We start from the raw sequence: 13,204 nt of genomic DNA, 5'->3' as shown, positions 1-13,204 counted from the left end.
GATGGTCGATCAATTGTCCGGATGCGTTTGCGGGCAGAAGAGACTGTGCTAACTTCGGGGAACGTTCCTTTCTTTCACACCAGTATGGGAGACGCGGTGGAATCCCTGCTTCTGCGTGACGGGTTGGTCATTGACACCGAACCGGCACCAATCGTGCACCACAATTGCGACGTACTGATCGAAGACGGCCGTATCGCCGCAGTTGGCCCGAATTTGCCCGCCCCGGCCGGGACCACCGTGCTGGACGCGAGCCACAACATCGTGCTGCCGGGATTCGTGGACACCCACCGGCACGTGTGGCAGGCCGTGCTGCGTTCCATCGCGGTGGACATGGATCTGCCCGAGTACTTCGCCCTCGTGCGCCAGCATCTCGGTCCTCGGTTCCGGCCGGAGGACGTGCGTGCGGCGAACACGCTGGGCGCGCTGGAGTGCCTCGATGGCGGTGTCACCACCGTGCAGGACTTCGCCTACGCCCGCGCGGACCGCATCACGCCGGACGGCTACGTGGCCGGCGAGTCGGACTACGACTACGCCGAAGCGGCCTTCGACGGGCTGCGCACGGCCGGTGTCCGCGCGGTCTTCGGCTACCTGCTCACCCCGCAGGACACGGCCGCGGTCCGCCGGGCGCACGCCTTGTTCACCGCGGACAGCCCGCTGCTGACCATGGTGGCGGCCTCGCTCGGCCCGTCGAACCAGCACGCGGAGTCGATCCTCGCGGACTGGCGCCTGGCCGATGAGCTGGGCCTGTCGCTGGTGACGCACATCGGCAGCGGCCCGGTCAACGAACGGCCCATCGAGCTGCTGCGCGAACACGACCTGCTCCGCCCGGACATCCTGTACGTGCACGGCAACGACCTGTCCGACGACGAGCTGAAGATGATCGGCGATTCGGGTGCCGCGGTGTCCGTCACCCCCGCGGTGGAGGCCCGGCTGGGCCACGGCGGCCCGCTGATCGGCAGGCTGCGCACGGCCGGCGCGAAGACCGCGCTCGGCGTGGACGTGGTCACCACGGTCGGCGGCGACATGTTCTCCGTGATGCGCGCCGCCCTGCTGAGCACGTACCTCGTCCCGGGCCCGCACGTGACCCCCGGCGACATCCTGCGGATGGCCACCTTGGACGGGGCGGTCGCGCTCGGCCTCGCCGACCAGGTCGGCTCGCTCAAGGTCGGCAAGCAGGCCGACGTCGTGATGCTGCGGGCCGACGACGTGAACCTGGCGTGCGCGCACGATCCCATCGGCGCCGTCGTCACGGCCGCGCACCCGGGCAACGTCGACACCGTGCTGGTGGCCGGCAAGGTGGTCAAGCAGAACGGCAAGCTGGTGGGCCACGACCTGGCCGACGTGCGTACCAAAGCACTGCGGGCCGCGGAGTACGTCACCGCCACCTCGGTTTCCACCGCTTGAGCGTCGCTCTAACAGGGGACGCGACAATTTATTGGTACTGACGCCTGACAAGCAAGAAAGAAATGCCTCGGTCCGCGCAGCCCGATTCGGATGAGGCGTTTCAGTGCCGGGCTGGATCGGCGCGGATCCAGCCCGGGCGCCCCGCCGACGATGGTTGACCGCGCTCCACCATCAGCGCCGCCGGGTGCCGGCGACCGACGCGAAGGGATCTGCGCACATGTCCGCAAACGCAACCTTGAACCGGTTCACGGACTTCATGGTGGGACCCGCGAGGTTCGCCAATCTGTTGAGCTGCTTCGAGCTTGGGCTGATCGACGTGCTCAGGAAATGTGGCGGCCAGACCGCGGTCCAGCTCGGTGAGACCGTCGGCGCCACCCCGGACGCCGTGGAACAGCTCCTGCACCTGCTCGTGAAGGAAGGCTTCGTCGCCCAGGACGAAACGACCGGTGGTTACCGCCTTGACGCGCTCGCCGAGGTCGCGCCGGCCGACTTGCAGCGGGTGCTCACCCTGATGGACATGATCAAGATGACCATGCTCCGCCAGGTCTTCTACCTGACCGAAAGCGTGCAGACCGGCACCCTCGTCGGGCTGAGCGAGCTCTACGGGTTCCAGGGCGGCACGCTGTACGACGCCGTCGCCGTGCACCAGGACCTGCGGATGTCCTGGTCGACGTTGATGGACAACGTCACCGCTCACATCGACCCGTGGTTCTTCGAAAACATCACGATCCCCGCCGGCGCGCGCGTGCTCGACGTCGCCGGCAACACGGGTCTCGGCGCGATCCTGACCCACAAGCTGAAGGGGTCGGCCGGTCTGCACGTGACCACGTTCGACCTGCCCGAGAAGGAACAGGAAAGCCTGGCGAACTTCGCCTCGCACGGTCTGGAGGACCGGTGCTCGTTCGTCGGCGGCGACGTCTTCAAGACCCTCCCGACCGGCTACGACGTCGTGATGATCAAACACTTCCTGGACATGTGGGACAAGGCCGAGGTGCGCAAGATCCTGCGTGCGGTCCACGATTCGCTGAAGGACGGCGGACAGGTCCACATCCTCGTGCCGGTGTACCCCGAGAACACCAGGGACTCCGCCTCCGTCGACATCGACTTCTTCCCCGCGTTCTTCCTCGGCTGCACCATGGGCCAGGGCGGCCCGCAGAAGCTGTCGACCTACTGCGACCTGTTGCGGGAGTGCGGGTTCGAGGTCACCGCCACCGTCACCCAGGATCCCGCCAAACTGTTGCCGGGCACCTTCGTCGTCCACGGCATCCTTTCGGCGAAGAAGACGTCATGACCAGGCCCGTCCGTGCCGCCGCCCACATCTGGCCCGGCGGCGCCCCGGACTACCGGACGTGGCGCGCGGCGGTGCTGCGGGCCGAGGAACTCGGCACCGACATCGTCTTCGGGTACGACCACTTCCACAAGCCCGCGGTCCGCCGTACCGCCAACGGGATCGAGCTGGAGCCGGTTCAGCCGGATGTGACGAACTTCGAGGCGTGGACCGCGCTGGCGTCCTGGGCCGAGATCACCACGACCGCCGAGATCGGTGTGCTGGTCACGGGGAGCGGTTATCGCAACCCCGACCTGCTCGCCGACATGGCGCGCACGGTCGACCACATCAGCGGCGGCAGGCTGATCCTCGGCCTCGGCGCCGGCTGGTTCGAAAAGGACTATGCGGTCTACGGCTACGACTACGGGACGTTGCGCTCGCGGATGGACCTGTTCGCCGAAGGCCTGCGGCGGATCGAGCACCGGCTGGCGAACCTGACGCCGGAACCGTTGCGGCAGATCCCGATCCTCATCGGCGGTGCCGGAGAACGGCGCACGCTCCCGCTCGTCGGCAGGTATGCCGACATCTGGCACAGCGGGCTGGACCGCGAGACCTTCCGCCGCAAGAACGACATCGTCAAGCAGCACGCGGCCGCCGCGGGACGCGACGACAGCGTCATCGAGCGGGCCACCAACTGGACCACGGCCGGCCAAGCGGACACCCTGCTGGCCGAGGGCATCACGTTGCACGTCACGGAACTCAAGCCCACGGACGAGGGCTACGACTTCACGACGTTGACCGACCTGCTGGCGTGGCGGGACGCCAATCGGTAGCCGGCAACAGGTCGAGGTCAAGGTCGAGGTCAAGAACACCACCACAAGGATGGGCGGGATGGAGTATCGGCAGCTGGGCAGGTCCGGAATCCGCGTGTCCGCCCTGTCCATGGGCGCACTGACGTTCGGCGGGCGCGGCGTTTTCGCCAAGGTGGGTACCACCGACCCGGCCGACGCGGCCCGTCAGGTCGACCAGGCGATCGACGCCGGCGTCAACCTCTTCGACACCGCCGACGCCTACTCCGGTGGCGCGTCGGAGGAAATCCTCGGTCAGGTCCTGAAGGGGCGGTCGGACAGGGTGCTGATCGCCACCAAAGTGAGGATGCCGACCGGCAACGGGCCCAACGACGCGGGCCTTTCGCGGCATCACCTGATCACCGCGTGCGAGGCGAGCCTGCGCCGGCTGGGTACCGATCACATCGACCTGTACCAGGTCCACCAGTGGGACGGGGCGACGCCGCTCGAGGAGACCCTGTCCGCGCTGGACGATCTGGTGCGTGCGGGCAAGATCCGGTACGTGGGCTGTTCGAACTATTCCGGCTGGCACCTGATGAAAGCCCTGGCGACCGCCGACCGCCTCGGCGTCACCCGGTTCGCCGGCCAGCAGATCCACTATTCGCTGCAGGCCAGGGAAGCCGAGCACGAGCTCATCCCGGCGGCGGTGGACCAGGGCGTCGGTGTGCTGGTGTGGAGCCCGCTGGCGGGCGGGCTGCTGTCCGGCAAGTACCGGAGGGGCGAGCCGGCACCGGAGGGGTCGCGGCGGTTCGCCGGATGGGACGAACCGCCGGTTCGCGACGAGCGGAAGCTGTACGACATCGTCGACGTCCTGGTCCGGATCGCCGGTGACCGTGGCGTCTCGCCGGCCCAGGTCGCCCTTTCCTGGCTGCTGGGCAGGCCCGCCGTGACCTCGCTCGTGATCGGCGCCCGAACCGGCGAACAGCTGGCGGACAACCTCGGCGCCACCGATCTGGTGCTCGCGGCGGACGAACGTGCCCGGCTCGACGAGGTGAGCGGTTCGCCGTTGCCCTACCCGTACTGGCACCAGGCGAAGCTGGCGAAGGACCGGCTCAGTCCGGCCGACGAAACGTTGCTCGGCCCCCAGACAGGAACTCGGTGAGGAGAAGGTCCATGACGAACGTGTCCGAAGCGGTGGAAACACCGTCCCTCTACGAACGTCTCGGCGGCGTGTTCGGGATCGCCGCCGTCATGGACGTTCTCGTCGACCGGCTCTTCGCGAACGTCTGGGCCAACCGGAATCCCTACGTCGCCGCGATGCACGAGCGCAACGGGCGTCCCGGGTTCAAGTTCATGGTCACCGCGTGGTCGGTCGAGCAGACCGGCGGCCCGAAGTGCTACCCCGGCCGGGACATGCACTACGCCCACGTCGACATGATCGCGAGCGAGCACGACTTCGACGTCGTGGCGTTGGAAATCGCCGCCACGCTGAGCTTCTGCGGCGTGGGTGTGCAGGAGCAGAAGGAATACCTGGAAATCATCGAGAGCTACCGGCGCGAAGTGCTGGACGCTCCGGCGAACGAGCGAGCGAAGCAACCGAAGGCAGCGGACCGAAAAGCCGGTTGAGAAGCCCCGACCAACGAGAGGAAGTCAGCAACGATGATGACCGAGGACCAGTACTTTCTTGGCTACCGGAGCGCGGAGTGGGAGCGGCTGCGGGAACAGGCGGAGGACTTCCAGCCCGAGGCGGCCTGGCTGTTCGACCAGTTCGGGAGGCTCGATGGCAAGAGCGTCGTGGAACTCGGCGTGGGACCCCGTGGCTGCCTGGACGAGCTGGCCGCACGGGTGGGGCCGGACGGAACCGTCATCGGCGTCGAGCGCGACGCGGAGTCGGTCGAGCTCGCGCGCAAGTTCGTCGTGGACCGCACGCTGGACAACGTCGACGTCCGGCACGGCGATGCGCGTGCGACCGGCCTCCCCGGCGACAGCTTCGACCTCGTCACCGAACGGCTGATCCTGCACAACGTGCCGCGGCCCGAGGAGATCGTCGCCGAGGCGGTCCGGCTGGCCCGCCCGGGAGGCTGGGTCGCGTTCCACGAAGGCGACCGGGTGGGGCAGGTGTGCGACCCGCCCGCCGAGTCGTGGAACCGGCTCATGGAGGTCACCCAGCGGTACGCGGACCGGAACCACATCAACGTGTTCATCGGCAGGCGGCTGCCTGGCCTGCTTCGCCGCGCGGGCCTCGTCGACATCCGGGTGCGGCCCGTCCTCTACATCGACCACGAGGCCGGGCACCCGCGGCGTCTGGTCCTCGCCGACTTCGCCGAGAACCTGCGTGACCGGCTCATCTCGAGCGAGCTGATCACCAGGGAAGAGTTCGACGACCTGCACTCGGCGCTGCGCAATCACCTCGCCGATCCGGGCACCACCGTGATCTCGCACCTGTACGTCCAGGCCTGGGGCCGCAAGCCCGAGTGATCGCGCCGTGGTCCGGCACGGTCACCGGACGCCCGCCGCGACGTTGCGGCCGGCCCGAGGTCGCACGCTGAAACGGCGAGAGGAGCCACCACCATGACCACGTCGCTGGAGAATCTTTCCACCGAGACGCGAACGTTCGCACCACCGCCCGAGCTGGCCGCCGCGGCCAACGTCACGGCGGACACCTACGACGACGCCGCCGCCGACGCGCCGGCGTTCTGGGCACGGCAGGCGGAGCGGCTCACGTGGGCGAAGAAATGGGATCAGGTCCTCGACTGGAGCAATCCGCCGTTCGCCAAGTGGTTCATCGGCGGCGAGCTGAACATCGCCTACAACTGCGTGGACCGCCACGTCGAGGCGGGCAAGGGCGGGAAGGTCGCCATCCACTGGGAGGGCGAGCCCGGTGACACCCGGACGATCACGTATGCGGACCTGCTCAAGAGCGTCAGCCAGGCGGCGAACACGCTGACCGAGCTCGGCGTGACGGCCGGTGACCGGGTGGCGATCTACCTGCCGATGATCCCCGAGGCCGCCGTCGCGATGCTGGCCTGCGCCCGCATCGGCGCCGTGCACAGCGTCGTCTTCGGCGGGTACTCGGTGGACGCGCTCGCGACCCGGATCCAGGACGCGAGCGCGAAAGTCGTCATCACCGCGGATGGCGGTTACCGGCGCGGCAAACCGTCGGCGCTCAAGCCCACCGTCGACGACGCCGTCGCACGGTGCTCGAGCGTCGAGCACGTGCTGGTCGTCCGCCGCACCGGCGAGGAGGTCACCTGGACCGAGAAGGACCTGTGGTGGCACGAAACCGTCGAGCAGGCGAACGACAAGCACGAGCCGCGGGCGTTCGGCTCCGAGCACCCGCTCTTCATCCTCTACACCTCGGGCACGACCGGTAAGCCGAAAGGCATCCTGCACACCACCGGCGGCTACCTGACGCAGGTCTCCTACACCCACTGGTCCGTCTTCGACCTCAAAGCCGAAACCGACGTGCACTGGTGCGCAGCCGACATCGGCTGGATCACCGGGCACTCGCACATCGTCTACGGCCCGCTGTCGAACGGCGCCACCGAGGTGATGTACGAGGGTGCGCCGGACACCCCGCACCACGGCCGGTTCTGGGAGATCGTCGACAAGTACAAGGTCAGCATCCTGTACACCGCGCCCACCCTCATCCGCACCATGATGAAGTGGGGCGAGGACATCCCGGCCGGGTACGACCTGTCGTCGCTGCGCATCCTCGGCAGCGTCGGCGAGCCGATCAACCCCGAGGCCTGGATGTGGTACCGCGAGCACGTCGGCCACGACAACACCCCGGTCGTGGACACCTGGTGGCAGACCGAGACCGGCGGGATGATGATCTCGCCGCTGCCGGGCGTGACCGCCACGAAGCCCGGCTCGGCGATGACCCCGCTGCCGGGCATCTCCGCCGACGTGGTCGACGACCGGGCCGAGTCGGTGCCGAACGGCGGCGGCGGCTTCCTCGTGCTCCGCGAGCCATGGCCCGCGATGCTGCGTACCATCTGGGGCGACGACAAGCGCTTTGTCGACACTTACTGGTCCCGGTTCGGCGCCGGCGCCGGTTCCGGTGACGAATGGATCTACTTCGCCGGCGACGGCGCGAAACGGGACGAGGACGGCGCGCTGTGGCTGCTCGGCCGGGTCGACGACATCATGGTGATCTCAGGCCACAACATCTCCACCACCGAGGTCGAATCCGCCCTGGTATCGCACCCTTCGGTCGCCGAGGCGGCCGTGGTGGGCGCGTCCGACCCGACCACCGGCCAGGCCATTGCCGCATTCGTCATCGCCCGCGGCAGCGTGGACACCGCCGGCGAGACAGAAGACCAGCTCAAGGACGAACTGCGCAACCACGTCGCCAAGACCCTCGGCCCCATCGCGAAACCCCGCCGGATCGTGTTCGTGGCCGAACTGCCCAAGACCCGCTCCGGCAAGATCATGCGACGCCTGCTGAAGGACGTCGCCGAGAACCGCACGCTGGGCGACGTCAGCACGCTCCAGGATTCGGCGGTCATGGACCTGATCAAGGCGGGGTCCGGAACGGCGGAAGACTGAGCCCGGGGGGCCTCGCGTCAGCGGGGCCCCACCGGGGGGGCGGCCATGGTGAAAGGGCCCCTTCGTCACGCTGGGCGTGAGGAAGGGGCCCTTCACCTTTCTCGATCGGATCGTATTTCCCACGGGTGTCGCAGGAGGGCCGGCCGGTCGCTTCCGGTCCGACCGGCCCTCCAAGCGTTTGCAGCACGACCGCGACGGGTCTCCGTGGTCACGCCTCGTCGACGATGGCGACCACCCGGGTCCAGCCCGCACCGAGCCCGGCGAGCTTGACCGGGAAACAGGCCACGGTGAAGCCGGCAGCCTCGGGAAGCGCGTCGAGGTTCGCGAGCTTCTCCAGCTGGCAATAGGGCTTCTCGCGGCCGTAGAGATGCGCGGGCCAGAGCACCCGGTTGTCCTGGTTCTCCCGGTAATCGCCGAGCATCGAGGCGAACGGCCGGTCGAAACCCCAGGCGTCGATGCCGATCACGTTGACCCCGCGCTCGACGAGGTAGGCCGTCGACTCCCGGGTCATCCCGGGGTGGTCGGTGCGGTAAGCCTCGGTCCCCCACAGCCGATCCGCCCCGGTCCACAGCAGGACGACGTTTCCCGGCTCGAGCTCGACAGGTACCTTCGCCAGCGCGTCCTCGATGTCGGCCGCGGTGATCCCCACGCCAGGCGGGATGTGCCGCAGGTCGAGGCGGATGCCGGGGGCGAAGCACCAGTCCAGCGGGATCTCGTCGATGGCAGCCGCCGGACTTTCGCCGCTTCGCAGACCGTAGTGCAGCGGCGCGTCCATGTGGGTGCCCGTGTGCGTGGTGAGCGTGACCGTCTCGTTGGAGATCGCCTCACCTTCCGGGAAGTCCTCCGGCCGCAGGCCCAGCGCGGCCGGTGCCGACTTGTGATCGAGGACCGAGACTTCGACCGGCGTGGCCTCGCTCGGACCGTCCAGCACCGGGACGCTGAGGTCGATCAGGCGGCTCACGCCGGGCTGCCGACGGCCTGCGCGCGCCGCTCGGACTCCTTGCGCACCGCGTCCAGGTCGGCGTCGCTGTTGCGGTCCACGGCGGCCCGCAGCAGCTCGGTGGCCTTTTCCTGCGACGGAACGGCTTCGGTGGGCCGAGCGGCGAAGTCGTGGGTGATGACGAGCTGGGTGCGTTCCTCGTCCAGCGGGAGCGCGCGCCACTCACCCCCCATGAATTCGATCATGGGAGCGTTCTCCAGCTGCCGGTAGGCGATGACGCGGTGCTCGCGATCGATGTCGCGGCGGGTCACCCAGCTCTGCACCTGCCCGCTCACGTCGACCACCAGCCGTGCGATCTGGTGGGTCTCGCTCTCCTCCAGGAGCGTCGACTCCCGGGTGGGCGGAAACAGGTTCGCGTACCCCTCGATGTCGGCCAGCACGGCGAAGACGACGTCCGCCGGCGCCTCGACGGTCACGGTGTGTTCGGTGTGGAACATGGAGTTCGCCTTTCCGCTGCCCGGCGGCAGCATCTCCTCGTGGTTGGCGTATGCGGCCTCGTAGTTCAGCTCCGCACGCCATTTGGCGATGAACTCGTGCACGGCGGGCATCTCGGAGAACTTCCGCAGAGTCGCCTCGTCCTGGCAGGAGAACTGCGCGATGTGGGTCGCTGTCATCCCTTTGGCGTGATCGTCGATCGGGAACCGCACGTGCGGCCGCCAGCCGAAGCCCGACACCAGACCGGATTCGGCCGTGATCTCGTGCAGGCCGTCGAAGAAGCTCCGGACCTTGTCCTCGTCGGCCTCCGGGGAAAACCGGTAGATGAGCGTGTGCACGATCATGGGACTTCCTTCGAAAGTGGACCGCACGGGGGGAATGAGCCGACGCTATGAACGAGATCTGGAGCCGCTCTCGACCGGTGCTGAACTGTTCCGCCGTCCATTTCGTGAATCAGCAGGAGACCACGGCGGCTTTAGCACGCGTTGAGATCGTCACGGCACGGTCGCCTCAAGGTGTTCTGTCAGCACACTGTTCCATGACGCCGGGAGCGCGAATGCTTTCTGAGAAAGACCTCATCGGAAGCTGGCGGCTGGCGGCCCATTACTACTTGGACGACGACGGATCCACCAGCGAGGGACCGATGGGTGACCAGGCGGATGGGCTGCTGATCTACCACGAGGACGGCTACATGGCGGCCAGTCTGATGCGCACCAACCTGCTGACGGCCGCGAACGGCACCCTGCCACCGCCCTACCTCGGCTCCAGGGACGACTACCTCGGTTACGCCGGCCGCTGGCACGTGCGCGACGACACCGTGGTGCACGAGGTCTTCATCGGCTCGCACCACCGGGTGGTGCACACCGAACAGGCACGGCAGGTCCAGGTGGGCGAATCCGGTCTCCGGCTGACTCGCCGCCTCGACGGGCCGCACGACTACGTCGTCATGGACTGGCGGCGCGCACGAGGTGTTGCCTCGTGAACCGCCGCGTCGTGATCACCGGAATGGGAGTGCGCGCCCCGGGATCGCTGGGCAAAGAACGGTTCTGGGAACTGCTGTCGGCCGGGCGGACGGCGACGAGACGCATTTCTCTCTTCGACCCCGCGCCGTACCGGTCGCAGGTCGCCGCGGAGGTGGACTTCGACGCCGAGGCAGAAGGACTGAGCCCCCGGGAGGTCCGGCGGATGGACCGGGCAGCCCAGTTCGCGGTGGTGTGTGCCCGGGAGGCGATCGCCGACAGCGGGATCGACCTCGACGCACGGTCACCGCACCGGGTGGGAGTGAGCTTGGGCAGCGCGGTGGCGGCGGCGACCAGCCTCGAGCAGGAGTACCTCGTGCTGTCCGACTCGGGCCGCTCCTGGGAGATGTCGCCGGATCACCTGTCGCCGCACATGTTCGACTACATGGTCCCGAGCAGCATGTCGGCCGAGGTCGCCTGGGCGGTCGGCGCGGAGGGGCCGGTCGCGATGGTGTCGGACGGGTGCACGTCCGGGATCGACGCCGTCGGGCACGCGGCCGCCCTGATCCGGGAAGGCAGCGCGGACGTCGTCATCGCCGGCGCCACGGACACTCCGATCACGCCGATCGTGGTCGCCTGTTTCGACGCGATCAAGGCGACGACCACTTACAACGACGACCCGGCGCACGCTTCCCGGCCGTTCGACGGCACCCGCAACGGTTTCGTTCTCGCCGAAGGCGCGGCCATGTTCGTGCTGGAGGAACTGACCTCGGCGGTGGAGCGGGGTGCGCGCGTCTACGGCGAAGTGAGTGGTTTCACCAACCGCTGCAACGCCTACCACATGACCGGGTTGAAGGCCGACGGCCGGGAAATGGCCGAGGCGATCCGGGTCGCTCTCGACCAGGCCCGGCTCAATCCCGCGGACATCGACTACATCAACGCGCACGGCTCGGGGACGAAGCAGAACGACCGGCACGAAACCGCCGCGTTCAAACGCAGTCTCGGCGATCTCGCCTACCGGACGCCGGTCAGTTCGCTGAAGTCCATGGTCGGTCACTCCCTCGGCGCCATCGGCTCGGTGGAGATCGCCGCGTCGCTGCTGGCCATGGCGAACCACGTGGTGCCGCCCACGGCGAACCTGCACGTCTCCGATCCGGAATGCGATCTGGACTACGTGCCGAACGTGGCCCGCGAACACCACATCGACACCGTGCTCACCGTGGGCAGCGGCTTCGGCGGCTTCCAGAGCGCCATGGTCCTCACCCGGCCGAAGCGGGCGAACGCATGAGCGTGATCACGGGGCTCGGCGTCGTCGCGCCGAACGGCATCGGCGTCAAGGCGTTCTGGGCCGCCACCCTGGCCGGCCGCAGCGGCATCGCCGTGCTGGACCGGTTCGACACCACCCGGTACCCGGCGCGGCTGGCCGGTCTGGTCGGCGCCGTCGACCCGGCCGAATACCTGCCCGCGAGGCTCCTCCCGCAGACCGACGTGTCCACCCGGCTGGCCCTGATCGCCGCAGAGGCTGCCCTGAACGACGCGGGCGTGGATACCGAGGCCCTGCCCGAATACGACATGGGCATCGTCACGGCCAACGCCTCCGGTGGGTTCGAGTTCACCCACCGGGAGTTCCGGAAACTCTGGAGCCAGGGCCCGGAGCACGTCAGCGTGTACGAGTCCTTCGCGTGGTTCTATGCGGTGAACACCGGGCAGATCTCGATCAGGCACGGTATGCGCGGGCCGTCGACGGCACTGGTCGCCGAACAGGCGGGCGGCCTGGATGCCCTGGGCCACGCCAGGCGCACGGTCCGCGCGGGCACTCCCCTCGTGGTGTCCGGCGGCGTCGACTCCGCGTTCGATCCCTGGGGCTGGGCCGCCCACCTGGCCAGCGGCCGGGTCAGCGTCGTTCCGGACCCCGCCACCGCGTACCGGCCGTTCGACACGCGGGCGGCCGGTTACCTTCCCGGCGAGGGCGGCGCCATCTGCGTGGTGGAGGACGCCGACGCCGCACGTGTTCGTGGCGCCAGGGTGTACGGCGAGATCGCCGGCTACGCGGCCACTTTCGACCCGCCCCCTGGCAGCGGCCGACGGCCAGGGCTGCGGCGGGCCGCGGAATCCGCCCTGGCCGACGCGGGCATCCTGCCCCAGGACGTCGATGTGGTGTTCGCCGACGCGACGGGGGTGCCGGAACTGGACCGCGCCGAAGCGCAGGCGCTGCGCGGAATCTTCGGCGAGTCCGGGGTCCCGGTCACCTCGCCCAAAGCGCTGACCGGCCGGCTGCTGTCCGGCGGCGGGGTGCTCGACGTCGTCTGCGCCCTGATGAGCATCCAGGAAGACACCATCCCCCCGACCTTCGGCACCACCGAGGTACCGGCCGGTTACGGCATCGACCTCGTGCTCGGGGAGCCTCGCCGGATGCGGGTGGACACCGCGCTGGTGCTCGCCCGTGGCCGCTGGGGCTTCAACGCGGCCACCGTTATCCGCAACCACTGGAAGAGAGACTGACATGACCATGAGCATCGAGGACCTGCGCGACGTCATCATCAAGTGCGCGGGCGGCGATGCCGACGCTCTGCCCGTCGACCGGATGAGCGTCTCGTTCGAGGAACTCGGATACGACTCGCTGGTCCTCATCGAGACCTCGGCCACGCTCAAGCGGGAGTACGGCGTGGTCATTCCGGACGAGCAGCTCACCGAGCTGCGGACACCCGCGGAACTGCTCCTGCTGATCAACGACCAGCTCGCGCCCGCCGCCGTCGCGGGCCGGCCGGCCACCGGTATCTGACTCGGACTTGGGACTGCG

13 protein-coding genes are annotated in these 13,204 nt (G+C 68.6%); 11 read left to right on the top strand and 2 right to left on the bottom strand.

What is annotated here, in order from left to right:
* Nucleotides 1–21 precede the first annotated feature (21 nt).
* The 7 genes from AB0M93_RS01660 to acs all read left to right on the top strand — a co-directional run bounded on the left by AB0M93_RS01660 (nt 22) and on the right by acs (nt 8,010).
* Nucleotides 22–1,404, top strand: a complete 1,383-nt coding sequence (locus AB0M93_RS01660) for an amidohydrolase family protein (protein ID WP_364267050.1) — start codon at nt 22–24, stop codon at nt 1,402–1,404.
* A gap of 103 nt (nt 1,405–1,507) precedes the next feature.
* On the top strand, nt 1,508–2,695 hold the full coding sequence (locus AB0M93_RS01655) for a methyltransferase (protein WP_364267047.1): 1,188 nt from the start codon (nt 1,508–1,510) through the stop codon (nt 2,693–2,695).
* Nucleotides 2,692–3,504: an LLM class F420-dependent oxidoreductase gene (locus AB0M93_RS01650; protein ID WP_364267044.1), complete on the top strand. Its 813-nt coding sequence runs from the start codon at nt 2,692–2,694 to the stop codon at nt 3,502–3,504. The genes AB0M93_RS01655 and AB0M93_RS01650 overlap by 4 nt, the downstream gene beginning before the upstream one ends.
* 58 nt (nt 3,505–3,562) lie before the next feature.
* Nucleotides 3,563–4,621 (top strand): aldo/keto reductase, encoded by a 1,059-nt coding sequence (locus AB0M93_RS01645; protein ID WP_364267041.1) that lies wholly within the window; start codon nt 3,563–3,565, stop codon nt 4,619–4,621.
* An 11-nt stretch (nt 4,622–4,632) separates the two neighbouring features.
* Nucleotides 4,633–5,085, top strand: coding sequence for a group 1 truncated hemoglobin (locus AB0M93_RS01640; RefSeq protein ID WP_364267038.1), 453 nt, complete (start codon nt 4,633–4,635; stop codon nt 5,083–5,085).
* A 33-nt stretch (nt 5,086–5,118) separates the two neighbouring features.
* Nucleotides 5,119–5,937, top strand: coding sequence for a methyltransferase domain-containing protein (locus AB0M93_RS01635; protein WP_364267035.1), 819 nt, complete (start codon nt 5,119–5,121; stop codon nt 5,935–5,937).
* A 93-nt stretch (nt 5,938–6,030) separates the two neighbouring features.
* Nucleotides 6,031–8,010 carry an acetate--CoA ligase gene (acs, locus tag AB0M93_RS01630; protein ID WP_364267032.1) on the top strand — a complete coding sequence of 660 codons (1,980 nt, stop codon included), beginning with the start codon at nt 6,031–6,033 and terminating at the stop codon, nt 8,008–8,010.
* A 208-nt stretch (nt 8,011–8,218) separates the two neighbouring features.
* Here acs and AB0M93_RS01625 read toward each other — a convergent pair whose 3' ends face one another.
* Both AB0M93_RS01625 and AB0M93_RS01620 read right to left on the bottom strand, forming a co-directional pair.
* Entirely contained in the window at nt 8,219–8,971 is a 753-nt protein-coding gene (locus AB0M93_RS01625; RefSeq protein WP_364267029.1) for a cyclase family protein, read from the bottom strand.
* Nucleotides 8,968–9,789, bottom strand: a complete 822-nt coding sequence (locus AB0M93_RS01620; protein WP_364267026.1) for an aromatase/cyclase — start codon at nt 9,787–9,789, stop codon at nt 8,968–8,970. The genes AB0M93_RS01625 and AB0M93_RS01620 overlap by 4 nt, the downstream gene beginning before the upstream one ends.
* A 47-nt stretch (nt 9,790–9,836) precedes the next feature.
* On the opposite strand from AB0M93_RS01620, the gene AB0M93_RS01615 reads away from it, so the two are divergent.
* Genes AB0M93_RS01615 through AB0M93_RS01600 form a run of 4 tightly spaced genes read left to right on the top strand, consistent with a single transcriptional unit; the run spans nt 9,837 to nt 13,186 of the window.
* Nucleotides 9,837–10,427, top strand: coding sequence for a lipocalin-like domain-containing protein (locus tag AB0M93_RS01615; protein ID WP_364267023.1), 591 nt, complete (start codon nt 9,837–9,839; stop codon nt 10,425–10,427).
* Nucleotides 10,424–11,692 carry a beta-ketoacyl-[acyl-carrier-protein] synthase family protein gene (locus AB0M93_RS01610; protein ID WP_364267020.1) on the top strand — a complete coding sequence of 423 codons (1,269 nt, stop codon included), beginning with the start codon at nt 10,424–10,426 and terminating at the stop codon, nt 11,690–11,692. Before AB0M93_RS01615 ends, AB0M93_RS01610 begins: the two co-directional genes overlap by 4 nt.
* A complete protein-coding gene (locus tag AB0M93_RS01605; RefSeq protein WP_364267017.1) occupies nt 11,689–12,906 on the top strand; it encodes a ketosynthase chain-length factor in 1,218 nt (405 codons plus the stop codon). The genes AB0M93_RS01610 and AB0M93_RS01605 overlap by 4 nt, the downstream gene beginning before the upstream one ends.
* Nucleotide 12,907: 1 nt before the next feature.
* Entirely contained in the window at nt 12,908–13,186 is a 279-nt protein-coding gene (locus AB0M93_RS01600) for an acyl carrier protein (protein ID WP_364267014.1), read from the top strand.
* Nucleotides 13,187–13,204 lie beyond the last annotated feature (18 nt).

The organism is Amycolatopsis sp. NPDC051102, assembly GCF_040682815.1.
Taxonomy (GTDB): domain Bacteria; phylum Actinomycetota; class Actinomycetes; order Mycobacteriales; family Pseudonocardiaceae; genus Amycolatopsis.
This window is presented reverse-complemented; position numbering and strand designations above follow the sequence as displayed.

Coding starts and splice junctions, on each gene's coding strand:
- AB0M93_RS01660 (WP_364267050.1), top strand. CDS start 22: ATGCGTTTGCGGGCAGAAGAGACTGTGCTAACTTCGGGGAACGTTCCT.
- AB0M93_RS01650 (WP_364267044.1), top strand. CDS start 2,692: ATGACCAGGCCCGTCCGTGCCGCCGCCCACATCTGGCCCGGCGGCGCC.
- AB0M93_RS01645 (WP_364267041.1), top strand. CDS start 3,563: ATGGAGTATCGGCAGCTGGGCAGGTCCGGAATCCGCGTGTCCGCCCTG.
- AB0M93_RS01640 (WP_364267038.1), top strand. CDS start 4,633: ATGACGAACGTGTCCGAAGCGGTGGAAACACCGTCCCTCTACGAACGT.
- AB0M93_RS01635 (WP_364267035.1), top strand. CDS start 5,119: ATGATGACCGAGGACCAGTACTTTCTTGGCTACCGGAGCGCGGAGTGG.
- acs (WP_364267032.1), top strand. CDS start 6,031: ATGACCACGTCGCTGGAGAATCTTTCCACCGAGACGCGAACGTTCGCA.
- AB0M93_RS01620 (WP_364267026.1), bottom strand. CDS start 9,789: ATGATCGTGCACACGCTCATCTACCGGTTTTCCCCGGAGGCCGACGAG.
- AB0M93_RS01615 (WP_364267023.1), top strand. CDS start 9,837: ATGAACGAGATCTGGAGCCGCTCTCGACCGGTGCTGAACTGTTCCGCC.
- AB0M93_RS01605 (WP_364267017.1), top strand. CDS start 11,689: ATGAGCGTGATCACGGGGCTCGGCGTCGTCGCGCCGAACGGCATCGGC.
- AB0M93_RS01600 (WP_364267014.1), top strand. CDS start 12,908: ATGACCATGAGCATCGAGGACCTGCGCGACGTCATCATCAAGTGCGCG.